The following is a 14,878-nucleotide window of genomic DNA, read 5'->3' as shown; positions in this document are numbered from 1 at the left end:
CCGCCATTGCCTCCCGCGTCAAGGCTGACGGTTGCCTGCTCACCCTGAAGCAAGGCGTCAATACATGATCGATGAATTGGATCTGCGAACCTTCACGCCACATCCGCAACGCGACGCTGTGCTCGGCGAGGTGCACGCGCGCCCTTTCACGCGCCTGGTTTCGCCCTTCAGCGTGATCCACTTCGCTTTTCTTGCACAGGGCGAAGCGGCCACGAGCGATCGCTGCCGTTTTATCGATTTTTGCCTCGAGCGCAATCTTACGCCGCCTGAGCAATCGGCGAAACTTCATCAGATTGTCATTGGTCCCGCTACGCTACGCTGGGAGCAGCATTCGGAATTCACAACATTCACCTGGATCTGGACTAACGCAAATTGTTCTGCCGCAGACCAATTTGACAAAGTTGATGGTACCGTCGGATCGCTGATCCGCGCGTTGCGTCAGACCGGACAGTTGCTGGTCGCGATCAGGCTAGAAGTGGAGCAGGACGCCTCGCCGACCAGGCGGGCCGAAGAGATTTTTGACAAGAACAGCCTGGCCATGGTTGCCACAAAGAGCGGCGCAGGCGTAGCGGCCTCAGACTTCCGCGTAGACGAAAAAGGCTTCACGAAAATCCTCGTCTGCGACCTCGGGTTGACGTCGCACGATCTCGGAGCGTTGGTGCAACGGCTCCTGGAAATCGAGACCTACCGTCCATTGGCGCTTCTTGGCCTGTCGACGGCCCTTGAGCTTGCACCATCCGTCGATCGCATCGACCGGCGTCTTGTTGAGGCACTCGAGAAAATGCAAAGCGGTGAAGGGCTGCAGTTCAACAACCATCTGCTTGCCGAGCTGACGGCGCTGGCCGCATCTTTCGAAAGAGGCGCGACCGGCAGCCTGTTTCGCTTCGGCGCCAGCAGGGCCTATAACGAGCTGGTCCAATCGCGACTGTCCATCATTGAGGGCAACGATGTCTCAGGCTATCCAACCTGGTCGTCGTTTCTGGCGCGCCGCATGGCGCCGGCGATGCGAACCTGCGCGACCGTGGAGGATCGTCAGGCGACTCTCTCGGTCAAGCTCGCGCGTGCCGCCGATCTGTTGCGAACTCGGGTCGACGTCGAAATCGAACGACAGAATCGTGACCTATTGCAGGCCATCAACGAGCGCGCGAGACAGCAACTTCGGCTGCAGTGCACGGTCGAAGGATTGTCGGTCGCGGCGATAGGATATTATGTGGTCAGCCTGTTTAGCTATCTTGCCAAGGGCGCGCATGATGTCGGACTGCGAGTAGAGCCCTCGTTCCTGACCGCAACCTTCGTGCCGATCGCGGTCGGCGTCATCTGGCTGGTGAGTTACAATGTCCGAAAGCGACACCTCAAGCACGACGACGCACCCTCGGTTACTTACGACTAGAGCTCCTCGAGGCGATCGGTGCGTCCATCCGGGGAAGCTCGCATGGTCGTGGTGCGACACTGCCGCAAAGATCGCGGCCGTCTCCTGCGCAGGGTAATGCCCCGCCCGGACCAGCCGGGCGAGGCATCGTGGATCGGGTCAGTCGCCGTTGCGACGGCTGGGACGGGACCAGATCAGGCTGAAGCCCTCGCCTTCCTCGTCGGCGAAGAGGTTGGCGAAGATCGGAGCGGTGAAGCTCGGATCGTCGAGCTTGAGGCTCAGATAGTCGCGACCCTCGTTGGAGCGCTTGGACCAGCCGGCCCCGATCTCGGCCCGGCCCACGTAGATGCGGTGGCTCGGAGCGTTGTCGTTGGAGCGGTTGGTCTCGGCGACGATACGGACGCCCTTGGCTTGCAGGCTCAGGGTGACAATCTCGCCCTGGAAATCGTTGCCCACCTTCTTGAAAGAACCGATGTTAGCCATGTCACTTCTCCTGTTGTGTTTCGAGCCCGCGACCACCGCGGCCTCGATGGCGATCTAAGGGCCGAGGACGATCGGCGACGCACCCCTTGCGGGCCGGAGCGCAGCGGAGGACGCCGTTGTGGCGACTTTCTTGGCTCGCGAGGAATGGGCGAAGCCCAGGGGAAGAAAGTCGCATCAACGGCGTTGCGGCTCAGACGATCGAGGCGGAGCCGGTCTTCGGCCAGATCAAGCCATCTAAGAGGCCACGTGCGTCCGCGGGCTGGATCGCAAGCTCAGGAGAAGACTTGGCAAATCTCGGTTCGGCTGCACAAGAGGTTGGAACGACTCGGCGAACAAAGAGAAACAGCCTGCCGCAAAGGGCGATGTCGTGATGAGAGACAATCGAGAACGACTGACCGTGCCAAGCCACGAGGTGGGCCGGGCCGAGATCGGCGCAGCATGGTCGAAGCGTTCCGAAGAGGGCCGCGATATCTCTCACTCCAGTCACTTGCCCCCCGTTCAATATGGCAATCCTGCGCAACCTGTTCGATGAGGAAGGTGGCGATGGATCATCATTCGCGCGTTGCGGCCATGAGAAAGGTTGAGACTGTTGCCCCACCAGTTCAGCCGGCTCCAACAGGCGGGTCTTCGCAAGCAGGAACAGTCATCTGCGTCCATGTCGCGCCGCCAACGCAAAACGCGTCAGCAGCCCGATCCCCGCAAGCGTGAGCACCAGGTGCGACGGAAAAGGGCCAGGCCGCCTCCGACCGACCTAAGGCCGCCCGGCATAACAAGCCAATGCGTGGTGTGGTAAGAACAAGACCAGGCACGAGCATGGTGACGGCTTCATTCGGATGGATTGGGAAGGCGTCTTCCACCACCGCCACAAGCCGCAACTTCGGAGCCAAAGCTGGACGCGCCGGAGTGCCAGGCGTCCAGCTCCTCTCGATAGTTTGGAAAAGACGGCGCTCACGCGCCGCCGAATTTCCAGACGGGGATGCCGAAACGCCTCGCCTTGTCGGCGAGATTGTCCTGGATTCCCGTACCCGGAAAATGCATGACGCCGATCGGCAAGAGCTCGAGCATGGCATCATTGCGCTTGAAGGGTGCTGCCTTGGCGTGCTTCGTCCAGTCGGGCTTGAATGCGATCTGGGTCACCTTGCGGCTCGTCGCCCATTTGGAAGCGATCAGTTCGGCCCCTTTGGGTGAGCCGCCATGGAGCAGGACCATGTCGGGATGCTTGGCGTGGACCTTGTCGAGGCGATCCCAGATGAGGCGGTGGTCGTTGAAGTCGAGCCCACCGGTGAGTGCGATCTTCGGTCCTGCCGGCAACATGACCTCCGTTTGGGAGCGGCGCTTGGCGGCGATGAAGTCGCGGGAGTCGATCATCGCTGCCGTGAGCGTGCGGTGGCTCACCAGCGAGCCCGACCGAGGACGCCAGGACGAGCCGGTGTGAACCTCAAACTGCTCCATCGCCTGGTCGCGGAAGAGCTCCAGGCAATTTCGGCGCTCGATCAGGGTGATGCCCTCCGCCGTCAGGCGCTCGAGCTCGACCGATCGCACCTCTGACCCATTCTGCTCCCGCTGGCTCTTGTGCTGCGCTTGTTCATTGTCGTCGAGCTGGCGTTCGATGCGATCGACGGCCCGGTGGAACAGGTTGACGGTTGACCAGAGGAGTTCGCTGAGATCGGGTTCAAGCCGCGTATTGCTCAGCGCGGCAACCAGGGCGTCGAACATATCGACGATGGTACCGGCGATCATCCGGCTCTCGGGGAGAGGTCTTGGATCTGGCTGGTCGTCGAAGGGGCGATAGCCGAAGAGCTGCAATTCGGTGAGCACCTGTTCGCTCGGAGACGGGGCATGCGTCGGTTCGATGTCGTCGTGGTCGGTCATCGCAAGAGATCCTTTTGGCGGAGCGGCCGCGCCCATCGCGGCCTTCGTGGCGATCACTCAGACGGCGGGCGGAACGGGCCAGAACCCGGAGCGGCTTGTCCGCCCAGGCCCGCAGGGCGTGGGCGGAAGCGAAGGGCCGAAGCGGCAGCGGAGGATGGCGAAGACCGGCTATTTTGCTTCGCGATGCAAAGCGCGCTCGCCAAATCGCGATCGTGTCTTCTCATTGCCTGCGCGCGGCGGAAAATGGCCGGACGCAGCCATTGCCGGCCCGGGCCGCTTGCCGTCCGATCGCCCGCTAGAAGGCCGAAGGTCGCGTCCTCTCCGCCAATTGGGTTCGGCTATGACCGATCTTTCGCGATCGGTCGAATTACCGCGACTACCCGGCCTCGATCGTGGACGAGCGCAGGAAGCGGGCGGCATCGTCAGGAACAAGTTGAAGCCGCAACGCTGCCCGGAGAACCTCAAGGCCGAAGACATGCAGATCTTCATTGAAGTCGCCGAGCCGAGGCGACAGCGAGATCGCTTCAACGCCGGCGTCCTCCGCGCGCCGGGTAAGGATGGCTTGTACGGCATCTCCGGCGGCATCGGCGTCACGGGCGATATAGAGCCGACGCAAGCCAGCCGGCAGCAACATGGCTGAGAGATGATTGGCCGAAAGCGCAGCAGCCATCGGCAAGGTCGGCAGGACGCAGCGCAGCGACAGCATGGTCTCGATGCCCTCGCCGGCAGCGAGCACATCATCCACCAGGCCGAAACGAACAGCGTTACCGAGCAAGTCGCCCATGGCGCGCCGTGGGGTGTCGATGGGAGCCTTGCCGAGCCGGATGCGATCAAAGCCGTCCGGATCGAGCCAGGTGCGATGCACGCCGCATATCCGCCCATCAAGATTCGTGACGCTGGCTATCATCGCTGGCCATGTTTCCATCGGAAAATGCTCGTCCGGTCGATAGTAGCAACGTGGATGGAAGCGCAAGCTGCCGCTATGGTGGATACTGACTATTCCGCGACGCCGCAAATAAGCTTCGACCATCGTACCGTCGATGGAGCTGGACATTGCAAACAGGCGACGGGCGGCTTGCGGCGAACCGGCTCGCGCCGCTGGACCGTCGGCTTTCGGGGCGGCTTGCTGCTCGCAACGAGGTAGCGTTAGAAAGCGTCTCGCCTCCTCGGCCACCTTGCGAAAATCGCGTAAAGCCATACTTTCGCGGATGATGTCGAGCAGGTCCCCATGTTCTCCGGTGGCGGCATCGGTCCACTTTCCGGCGGGCCCCTTTGTCGATTCCTGGAGCCGTACGAACAACGAGCGTCCTGGCGTGTTGCGAACGTCGCCAACCACCCAGTACCGCCCGACCCGCTTGCCATTGGACAGATAGTGTCGGCATACGCCCTCGGCCTCGCGTGCGAGGTGGCGTACCAATTCTGAGACATCAAAGACCATCACGCGCCCTCCCGCTCAACGAAAGGGCTCAAGTTGAGTTTGCTTAGGAGGATGTCGCGCGACGGCGACAGCTTGATCTTCCAAACGGCGCTTGCCATGTCAGCTTCTCCGAACCGGGCGGCCGGGAGCCTCTCTCTCGGCCTCCAACCCGTTCGCGGACAAGCCTGTCCAGCTCTCGCTCTCGCTTTCGGCGGCAAATGGCGTTCGTTGGCGGGTGCCGCGCTATCGGAAAAAACCAGGTCCCGCCGTCACATGCCGGATCAGATGAAGCCCAAAATGGCCGGCGGGGCGGTGGCAGAGGCGGTTATGTTGACCGCCCCTGAGGCAATACGTTTGCGTGGACGCGAATCTGAGCGCACGAAGGCGGTTCGTGGCGGCAATTGTATGAGTCCGCCGATCGTGTCGACGCGAGAAGCCAGAGATTCCGATGTAGTCGTCGCAATCCCATGCGCGGGTCTCGATCCCGCAAGAATTCGAAACTGCCCGGACCTGTCAGTCCGCGATGGACATGACGGCGAGAGAGCAGCGCCATCACCCCTGAACGGAAAAGGTAGACGTACCAGGCCGGAGACCTGGATCTCCGGCCTGGCTGACATTAGGCCGCCCGGTCGAGCAACTTCTTGGCCTTGGTCTCCATGTCCAGGCGGACATCTTGATGCGGCTTGTCACGCGCGACGGCGGTGATGCCCTGCACGAAGTCGAAGATGCTTTCAGGCGGGCGGCCCTCCTCCGCAAGCACCGCGTCTATCACCTTGCCTGTCTCGGCCTTGGAGAAGCCGCGGCGGCGCAAGAACTCGGTGCGATCCTCGTCACTGCGTGCCACGATCCGCTCGCGAGCGGCCTTGATGCCAGTGACGAAAGGCATGGGTGAAGAGTTGGCGAAGTTCGACAACGCCGGGGCTGCCTCGTGAGCAAATCGCGAGGCTGCGTATTTGGAATGGCGGATTGCGATCTCCTCGAAATCTTCCACGCCCCACAGATTGCGATTTTGGCAAACCGCACGAAGATAGAAGCTCGCCATGCCGAGGGTCTTCGCGCCGACTTCCGAGTTCCAACAATAGAAGCCTCGGAAATAGAGGTCGGGCGAGCCGTCACGAAGACGACCAGCTTCGATCGGATTCAGATCATCGACCAGAAAGATGAAAACGTCCCTGTCTGATGCATACAGGGTCGTCGTGGCCTTGGAAATGTCGACACGGGGATTGTAGATGCCGCTCGACCAGTCGAGTACACCGGGCACCTTCCATCGTGTATCGCCTGTGCCATTGCCGGCGATGCGCTGTACGGCCTCGACCAACTCGTGGTCGTAGATCCGGCCATAGTCGGGGCTGGTGACGGCGCGAAGCTCGACACGGCTCTCCTCGGTCTCGAGCGTTTTGATCTGCTCGAGACGATTGGCGTTCAAGCCATATTGCAGGTTGATGGCTGCGAGTGACGCAGGGAGCTGCCGGAGGTAAGCGGCCGGAGCGCCAACCTGGCTTGCAAGCTGACCGAAGCTCCAATGCGTCGGTGCAACCGGAGTGTCGGAGCCGGGCAACATCAAGGCCAGCCGCTCAGGGTCGGCACGGCTTGCGTTGACATGGATCAGCGCGCTTTCGACCACGCGCGTCCGGCTGCGGTTCGCCCGATTGTGCACCGTGCGGGCCAGCTCATCGAGCGACAGGTAACGCTGATCTGCCGGGCGGGAAAACCACTCCGAGGACACCCGACCGACGCGCTCGCCGCGACTCACATCCACTCTGTATCCGCCGCTCGCAATGCGGCCGGCATCAACAATCTGCGTATTCATGGCAGCAATCTCCATGACGGGCGCCGGAAGACTCTCCTCCGACCCTCAACCCGTCATGGCCAAGGCCACCCCACTCTGCCTCTCCCTTTTTACGGCCGCCCCGAGGCCCAAGACATTCCGCGCCGCCGCAGCTACCGTCAGGGATGGAAGCCCGAAGGGTGAAAACCCGGCGCAAGCAGGGGTTTCAGCGTGAGCCGACAGCCCGCTCCCGCAGGGAGACGGCAATGAACCCGGGACCTACGGTCCATGGATGCTCACGGCGTGACGATGCCAGATTGCGGCGGCGGAACATACCGATTACGGAAAAGGCGAATGTCCCGTGCGCCTCCCGGCCCCCGCACGACTGTATAGGCCACACTATTGATCTTGATAGTCGTCTGTCGCTGGTTCGGCAGTAAGCCGTGCTGACGTAACTGAAGAATCAGGGAAGCAGGGGCGGGTTGATCGCAATGCACCCAGTTCGGCCCGACAACAGGGCCGAAGTCCAGATGCCCGGAGCCATTCATTGGCCCTGTTGTTGCGCGATCCAGTCGCTGGTGATGGCGTGAAGGCTCGGCGGAAGACGAAGGTCCGGCGGCTTCTTGATTCTGAAAGCCGAGTCCGCGCAACGGACCCACGACAGACGGCTCGGCTTGATGGCCGCGCTGCATTGCGAATGCGTGGGCGACTTCGCGTACCGTTGAGTCGTCGCTGCGTACTCTGTCTCGGGGCGGCACCGGTCGAGTCAGCTCGAAGAGGGCGCGCTGGCGACGCAGGTCCTCCTCTGAAGCAGTGAAACCCACGCTGTCGCTGGTATCATCTCGGCTCTCGATGGAGTTATCGAAACTGTCGACGGTGTCGTGTCGACGCCGCAGGTCCTGGGCCCCTTGAGGACGCACAGGCTCGACGGGAAATGACGATGCGGCTTGCTGACCCGGAGTGGTCGGTTCACTGGCGCTATCATGCCGCACAAAGCGAGGATCGTCGGGCAACGCAAGCGGCAACCGCTCCGCCGAAGCTCCCTGCTTATTGGCGGCCCACCGCTCAAGACACCACTGCCTATATTCGTTAGTGTCCGCCTCGGAGGCAATACCGCCCGAGCTATCCAAAATGCCGTTGCGGTCGACAATCCCGGTAAGGCGGTCAGTAGGGCGGCCCAGCGACGGATTTCGCACAAGACGAGGACCGTCGCGCAACGCAGACTCACGATAGGGAGGATTCAAGCGAGACTCCGGGCGACGTTCCCCTATCCCGGCCAGCACCGCGCGAAACTCCTGCGACATACTGCCCAGGGAATTGTCGCCCGCGTTGGATGATCCGACTCTTCTCAGCGCGACTGGTTGCTGGCGAAAATCCGTTGGATCAGCTGATGGAGAGGCTTCCGTTCTCGGGTGCTGGATTTCTTCATCCTCGATGATTGTTGGCATAGCGTGCGTAGACAAAGCTCGTTCGATAGAAGCCATACCTAGTCTCCCATTGAGAACCGCCAAAGCCGGCTTTCGGATAGCGGTAGACTGCCGAGCTTAGCTTACGGGATGCTGACAAGCTCGACGACAAAAGCGGTGCCTGCCGTTAGACGACTCCAGACGTGAGAACTTCAAGGCCGCCAGCGCGCGTCTATCTCCCCGGCCGGGGACTCCGGCCACTTCAGCAGCGCAGATCTTGCACTCGTCCCTCCAGTCGTGAGCAGGGTACGACGATACGAATGTTGTATCGCCACAGGTAAGACAACAACTTCGCGAATTTACCCCAAATCTCCTAAACGATGACCACACAAGAGAGACTAGATGAAGCAGCGCTGCACGTACGCTTAACGCGACGCAAGCGGCGCAAGCGGGCGGCGCGGCGTCGAGCCAAAATCGCTCCGTCAAGCAACTCGATCCAGGAGACGTGAATGAAATTGGTGAAGACCTCTGTACTCGCATGCGGCCTTGCGGCTTTCCTTGCTTACCCAGTCATTGCGCAAAGCCTTTCCGCAGATGCCAAGGCTCGCAAAGGCGAAGGATCAAACGTACAGAGCGGGATAAGCGATGATGAGGACTCGTCGCCTAAGCTCAGGGCCGCTGGCGCAAAAGCGGGCAGGAAGTCGCCCAAGGGCGCAAAGAATGCAGCCGACGGCAACGCGTCCGACAATGAGGCAGTTGACGACCCTGCGAATAACACCACGCCGATAAGCAGCAAGCGGCACTGACGCGAAGCCCTGTTGGGGTCAACCTCCGGTCGCGCCCTGCGGCCGGAGGTTCAGCGGACGCGCCGCAACATGGATAGCTAGATTGTGATGGTCGCCTGCCTCCAGCAAGACGGCGAAAGAAGGGAGGGTCCAGGCGTGAACTTCCGCGGCTGTCCCGGACGGACGCCCAGGCCCTGACCAACCGCGGCGCAACGGCGGCAATCCTCAATAGTGCGAACAGCTAGATGATCTCGAAGTACCGCCGACGTTCAAAGTCAGTCACCCGATGTTGAACGGCCTCCCACTCCCAGCGCCGGGAGCAGGAAAAGGCCTCGACAAACCTTTCTCCGAACACATCATTGGCCGCCGGCGACTGTGCAAACCGATATGTTGCCTCTGCCAGGCTTTGAGGCAGCCTTCCGGAGCGAGGACACATTTCCATGCTTGCGTCACCGACGATCGAAGCCGGCAAGTCCGCATCGGTCTCGACGCCCAGCACACCCGAACCGATAGCACATGAGAGAGCGAGATAAGGGTTCATGTCTGCACCAGCCAGCCTGTACTCGAGGCGATGTGAAGACGGCTCTCCCGGAATGGCCCGCACCGCGCAGGAGCGGTTGTCAATTCCCCAGCTTGGGCAGACCGGCGCCCAGTAGCCGGGGACCAATCTCTTGTAGCTATTGAAGTTCGGCGCGGCGAGCAGGCAGAACTCATTCATATAATTCAGTTGTCCGCCGACAAATTGCCTCATGATCTTTGAGACGTTGCCAAACGCGTTACTATCGTAAAACGCATTGTGGCCGTCCGAGAACACCGAGATGTGAATATGGCCCGACTGGCCGGGCCAATCCTCGCAAACCTTGGCCATGAATGTTGCCATCATGCCTTTCGTCTGCGCCCAGGCTTTTATCATTGCCTTGAAGATGATCGCTCGATCCGCAGCTTCCAGGGCATCACAATGATGAAGTGATGCTTCAATCACGCCCGGCCCTGTCTCGAAGTGCAAGCCGCTGAGAGGTATTCTGGCCTTCTCACAAAGCGCCAAGATCTCGCCGAACAGCTCCTGGTGCGCGACAGAGCGCGCAATCGAGTAACCGAATGGCCCTCGCGTGAACGGAGCCCATTGGCCGAACGGTTTGTCCTCAATTGTGTCGGCGTTCTCATTGAACAGCATGAACTCGAACTCGAACCCGGCCGTGCAGCCGTATCCGTGATCAGCTGCCCTTTTCAGGACTTTGCGCAGGATACCTCGCGGGCAGATGTCCTCATGTGCGCCCATAAACTCGGCAAGGTAGAGATGCTGATCGCCGAGATAAGACACCAAACGGCCGGTGCCAGACAGAACACGCAGATCGGCATCTCCGAATGCTGAGAGTGGCTTTTGCGTGAATCCTTCGGGAATGACCCGGTCCGCACAATCCCACGCCAGCACCGCTTCAGAGAACTTGACGATCTTGTCTCCATCCGAGAGATCTTCACCCAGGACGTGCTTACCTCGAAGGATACCGTCAAAGTCGCTCACGCCAATCATCGCCGCACGAGCTGAGTTCGTGCGCGCCACACGGATGTCGGTCATTCGCCGCCTTCCTGCGCCATCAGATCGAACACCTGGTTCATCCGCAGCGCACGCAATTGGCGATAGTCATCCTCAAGCTGTACCAGGTCGTTATTGACGAGGTACACGATGCCTGGTGTGGACACCAGGTCGATCGTCGGGACCAGCTTTTGGCCTATGGGAACGAATGCGATGGCATCCGCAAAGCTCGAGAGGTTACGGATTGCATCCAATCCGGAGTAACCGGCAACGACACCGCTCATATCGGAAATCAACGAGACGCACAGTGCATGAGCCTGTCGCTTGTAGGCCCCACGCAACCTCATACACTCGCCAAATTCCTTGGGATTTGCGTACCGCCAGGCCGTCAGCGACATATGATTGTCACCCAACGCCATGGTCCTGGCCTTTGCCGACATGGTTCCTTGCAGTCTCGCTCCGAAGTCGACCAAAACTGGTCCGCGATCATCGACGATGATCTCCGCATGCGCTGGTCCGTTGACGATCTGAAGTGCCTGCAACGCACGCACAAGATAATCGGACAACTCCAGAACGATGGGCTCCTTGGCGCCGAGCAACCACTCGCGTGAGCAGACCGACGATGCGCCCTCGACGGGAACGGTCTCATAAGTCCAGGCCTCGGTGATGAACGCTTCTCCATCGATCGAGACGGCATTTACGGTATATTGCTGACCGTTTATTTTCTCCTGTGCAAGCGCCAGTTCATTGAATGCTCCGACCCGGTTCGTCTTTCCGACGATGGCAGACAGGGCGCGCTCGACATCCGCATCAGCCGAGCAGAAGAACACGTCCTCCGTGCCTGTGCTATTTAGTGGCTTGATCACGATCTCATCGAAGTTCTCTTGACGTTTCCAGCTAGCGATCTCAACGGCATTGTCAGACACGACCTGCCTGATCGATCGCACGCCTGCTGCGGCCAACGCTTCGGACATCCGAGATTTATCACGCCGGGCGGCTGACAGAGCCGTCCCATTCGAAGGCAACCCCAGCCGTTCCGAGATGGAATCGGCAAGCTCAACTCCGGTCTCGGACCCCGCTATAACGAACTCCAGCTCCCTGCCGCGGAGGGCCTGAAGATGAAATTCAACGATCTCGTCGTGGGCCATGCATTCGTGGGGACGAATGACTTCATCATACAGGTCAGCGTCGAAATGCGACTGGAAGATGGCTGGGATCTGTGCAGCCGACATCACGTGCACCGTTCCAATTCCGTACCGCTTGAACTCTTCAGGTAGAAATCGGCCAGTCGAATATGCGTCGACGATTACACATTTGCGTTCGTTCATGCGGTCCTCCGATACTGCGAGTAGACGTTGCCGACAGCGACAATCGTGATGAGAACATTTCCAATGAACGTGTGGAGCGAAGGCACGATGCGAGAATCGAAGTACTGGAACAGGAACGTGATGACAGGGGCGGTGGACAGCACCATGTTGACGGTGAAAGGCTCGACCCGTCGGATACCCTCCTGGATCAAGAGCAGAGGAACAATGATCGTGGAGAGCCCGATCGCCGCGATCGCAGGCCAATTCTGCGAGATCTCAAGCACGATGGAGGAATAGTCGACCAGTCCCAGCAGCAGGAGAATCGTTCCATAGAACCGGTGCGCCAACACCTGTCGGCCGGAAAACCCGTAGTCGAACAGCAGTTTGACCAGTACATTTGTAAGCGCCAGCGATAGGCCGGCCACGATCGCGAGGACGATGCCCAAGGACGATCGAGGCCCCCACTGCACGCCCGCATTGCCGCTGACCGAGATCCAGATCATGTAGCCGCCTATCATCGCAATCGTGGCGCTCACGACGATGTCGGATGCTGGAGGGATACCCTTCCGCCTGATCAGCGCGTTCAACCAGACCGTTGCGGCGGGTCCTAGCGCGACCATGAACGCCACGACGATCGCGGGTTCGGCGTATTTCAGGCCGATAAACAATCCGGTCCAGCTGATCGCGGTCACGAGATTGAGCGACACGAAAGCCACGAGCGCAGGCTTCGTCACTCGTGCCTTGCCCGTCCCGTGACCAGCCAGCAGATTGAACGACAGACATACCGCCGCAAAGGACACCAACAGAGCGACGAACAGGTCTGCCTGCTGAAAATACGATGCCGCATACACCTCGCCTGCCGCGCTCAGAACGACGTAAAGCGCCACAAAGAGAACTCCCAGAGCGAAGCGGCTTGTCGACCGCCCGCCGTTCGTTCGAGGTTGCTGCGGCGCAGCGCGCCCCCCGAACCATGCCGGCGCGTCGGTTTCGGCGAACTCCCCTTTCGATCTGGGCGGACCGCGTTTGGTTTGAAATGTCACTGTCCACCTCTCGTGCTTCTTTGTTCGGCGTACGCGAGACACGCCTCTCCGAACGCCGTGAATAGTCGCTTGCTCAGCAGATCGGTTGAAGCGTGCCATTCGGGGTGCCATTGCACGGCGATCTGCAGCGTCGGCGCGCCCACGACCGAAACCGCTTCGACCAGGCCGTCAGGCGCCCACGCCTCCCGTCTTAACGCACTGGCCAGCACCTCTATGCCTTGATTGTGAAGGGAGTTGACCTGTGCTTCGACGGTGCGCGCGATCGGAAAGAGCGCACCGTCGGGACATACCCTGATGCTATGTGCGACATCGTACTGGCGATCTCTCGGGCGGTCTGTCTTCTCGGCATGCATCTGGCCACTTCCCAGACTCCACGCGCTAAGGGATGAGCGAAGCGTGCCGCCGAAATGGACGTTGAGCTCCTGCAGACCGCGGCAAATGCCCAGGATCGGCATTCCCTGCGCAATGGCGTTCCTGATCGCTACCCCGGATAACCTGTCCCGGGGACGATCACGGATTCCATTCTCGATGTCTTGCTGATCAGGCCCTGGACAGGACGCAGGCGCCCTCAGAACGGCAGGATCGACGTTGGATTCGTCTCCTGTCAACACGAGCCCGTCGAGAGTCCGCATGATCGCCCGTGCGGTCTCAACCGGCGCATCTTCAGCGTCGATCGTCGGCAATATGACGCACGCCACGCCCGCATGGTGAAGCAGGGCCTTGACGTACTTGCGCCGCAACCAATCGCGATGCACACCATCGACCAACAGACGATTCGAGGTGATGCCGACCACGGCGCGGGATTTGTCTGGCCGTTGCAACGTCACGCGGGTTGTCCGCTCGTGTTGGCACCGCGCATAGATTGCTCATACAGACGCCGGTTTCGCTCCTTCAACTGAGTGATGACGCTCGGCTGACCTTGCGGCCCCTTGACGAAGAGCCCTCCCCAGCTTGCGGCAACCTTTGCGTAAGCCGGATCCTGCATCCTGATTTTCTGGGCTTTGTGCAACAGCCAGAACGGGATGCCGGGCGAGAGGTGATGCTCGAGGTGATATTCATCCAGGTTTTGCCCAAGGATAGCCCGCTCCAGGAAATTCCCTTTGCGATTCCTTGTCAGATAGACGTTCTGCGTCTCGGTCTCGCACATCGGTGAGTGCTCGGCGAGTTCAACAAACCAGCCAAGCACCTGGAACGTGGTGAGATAGGGCACGATCCAGAACAGGATCACGATGTGGAGCAGCCCAAGGGCATAGGATCCGCCCAGGATGCAGATCCAGAAGAGATAGAAGCCATATTTGTCGATAAGTATGCCTGAGCGGCTCTCGTCCTCGGCATCTCTGATCGAAAACCGGTTGGTCCAGAGATACTTCAGGTACGCCACCGTCGCACCGCCAAATATCGGCTTCCAGATCAGGTTGAACGCGTATCGCTCAGGCGGCTGCACGTCGTAAACACCGTTGGCCAGGAAGAACTTCAGGTCAGGATCCTTGTCCGGGTCGCCGAGATATGGATGATGCAAATAGACGTGTGAGATCCGGTAAGCCCAGTGGCGCTGGAACAACGGATAGGCAGCGAACAGAATCCCAAGGACGTAGTTCCAGGTGGTGTTCTTCGCGAGCGTGCGGTGGGCCGCATCATGGGCGATCGTCGTCAATCCACGCTGGTAGGCGCCGATCAGAAGGACCGCGAGCGGATACAACCACCATGAGACCGACACGGTCGCGAGCGTGCACGCCGCGATCACGACGTAGTCTTTCGCGATATAGGCAGCACCCGTTATGTTATCGGGCCTCAGCTCGGAGAGCTGCTTATTGATCTCGCGACTGAATGGAACGGCCTCATAGCGTGACGACCTCAGTTTCCAAGCTTCTGGCTGATTCATGAGAATCCCTTCCTG

At 60.3% G+C, this 14,878-nt stretch carries 12 protein-coding genes; 2 read left to right on the top strand and 10 right to left on the bottom strand.

The features are described from left to right. Positions 1 to 64: 64 nt before the first annotated feature. Complete coding sequence (locus AKN84_RS15460) at positions 65 to 1,390, top strand: DUF3422 family protein (RefSeq protein WP_050421551.1); 1,326 nt, start codon at positions 65 to 67, stop codon at positions 1,388 to 1,390. 138 nt (positions 1,391 to 1,528) lie between these two features. On the opposite strand, the gene AKN84_RS15455 is transcribed toward AKN84_RS15460, so the two are convergent. The 5 genes from AKN84_RS15455 to AKN84_RS45475 form a co-directional block, all read right to left on the bottom strand. Then, positions 1,529 to 1,852 (bottom strand): DUF736 domain-containing protein, encoded by a 324-nt coding sequence (locus AKN84_RS15455; RefSeq protein WP_050421550.1) that lies wholly within the window; start codon positions 1,850 to 1,852, stop codon positions 1,529 to 1,531. 948 nt (positions 1,853 to 2,800) lie between these two features. Continuing rightward, the gene (locus tag AKN84_RS15450) at positions 2,801 to 3,724 is read right to left on the bottom strand and encodes a DUF2493 domain-containing protein (protein WP_050421549.1); all 924 of its coding nucleotides are present in this window, start codon (positions 3,722 to 3,724) and stop codon (positions 2,801 to 2,803) included. Between the two features lie 376 nt (positions 3,725 to 4,100). Beyond that, the gene (locus tag AKN84_RS15445) at positions 4,101 to 5,162 is read right to left on the bottom strand and encodes a DUF7146 domain-containing protein (protein WP_050421548.1); all 1,062 of its coding nucleotides are present in this window, start codon (positions 5,160 to 5,162) and stop codon (positions 4,101 to 4,103) included. 595 nt (positions 5,163 to 5,757) lie between these two features. Further along, positions 5,758 to 6,951 carry a hypothetical protein gene (locus AKN84_RS15440; RefSeq protein WP_050421547.1) on the bottom strand — a complete coding sequence of 398 codons (1,194 nt, stop codon included), beginning with the start codon at positions 6,949 to 6,951 and terminating at the stop codon, positions 5,758 to 5,760. Positions 6,952 to 7,205: 254 nt separating this feature from the next. Next, positions 7,206 to 8,393, bottom strand: a complete 1,188-nt coding sequence (locus AKN84_RS45475) for a hypothetical protein (protein ID WP_128970847.1) — start codon at positions 8,391 to 8,393, stop codon at positions 7,206 to 7,208. 431 nt (positions 8,394 to 8,824) lie between these two features. Here AKN84_RS45475 and AKN84_RS15435 point away from each other — a divergent pair, with 431 nt between their 5' ends. Continuing rightward, the gene (locus AKN84_RS15435) at positions 8,825 to 9,121 is read left to right on the top strand and encodes a hypothetical protein (RefSeq protein ID WP_050421546.1); all 297 of its coding nucleotides are present in this window, start codon (positions 8,825 to 8,827) and stop codon (positions 9,119 to 9,121) included. A 220-nt stretch (positions 9,122 to 9,341) separates the two neighbouring features. Here AKN84_RS15435 and AKN84_RS15430 read toward each other — a convergent pair whose 3' ends face one another. From AKN84_RS15430 to rtxC, 5 genes are read right to left on the bottom strand one after another with little or no spacing between them, the layout of a single operon-like run. Then, complete coding sequence (locus AKN84_RS15430; RefSeq protein ID WP_050421545.1) at positions 9,342 to 10,676, bottom strand: glutamine synthetase family protein; 1,335 nt, start codon at positions 10,674 to 10,676, stop codon at positions 9,342 to 9,344. Further along, complete coding sequence (locus AKN84_RS15425) at positions 10,673 to 11,962, bottom strand: ATP-grasp domain-containing protein (protein WP_050421544.1); 1,290 nt, start codon at positions 11,960 to 11,962, stop codon at positions 10,673 to 10,675. Before AKN84_RS15425 ends, AKN84_RS15430 begins: the two co-directional genes overlap by 4 nt. Beyond that, the gene (locus AKN84_RS15420; RefSeq protein ID WP_244485150.1) at positions 11,959 to 12,981 is read right to left on the bottom strand and encodes a DMT family transporter; all 1,023 of its coding nucleotides are present in this window, start codon (positions 12,979 to 12,981) and stop codon (positions 11,959 to 11,961) included. Before AKN84_RS15420 ends, AKN84_RS15425 begins: the two co-directional genes overlap by 4 nt. After that, positions 12,978 to 13,808 carry a gamma-glutamyl-gamma-aminobutyrate hydrolase family protein gene (locus tag AKN84_RS15415; protein WP_050421543.1) on the bottom strand — a complete coding sequence of 277 codons (831 nt, stop codon included), beginning with the start codon at positions 13,806 to 13,808 and terminating at the stop codon, positions 12,978 to 12,980. The genes AKN84_RS15420 and AKN84_RS15415 overlap by 4 nt, the downstream gene beginning before the upstream one ends. Beyond that, positions 13,805 to 14,863 carry a dhydrorhizobitoxine desaturase gene (rtxC, locus tag AKN84_RS15410; RefSeq protein WP_050421542.1) on the bottom strand — a complete coding sequence of 353 codons (1,059 nt, stop codon included), beginning with the start codon at positions 14,861 to 14,863 and terminating at the stop codon, positions 13,805 to 13,807. The genes AKN84_RS15415 and rtxC overlap by 4 nt, the downstream gene beginning before the upstream one ends. Positions 14,864 to 14,878 lie beyond the last annotated feature (15 nt).

Source organism: Bradyrhizobium tropiciagri (genome assembly GCF_001189845.1).
GTDB lineage: Bacteria > Pseudomonadota > Alphaproteobacteria > Rhizobiales > Xanthobacteraceae > Bradyrhizobium > Bradyrhizobium tropiciagri.
This window is presented reverse-complemented; position numbering and strand designations above follow the sequence as displayed.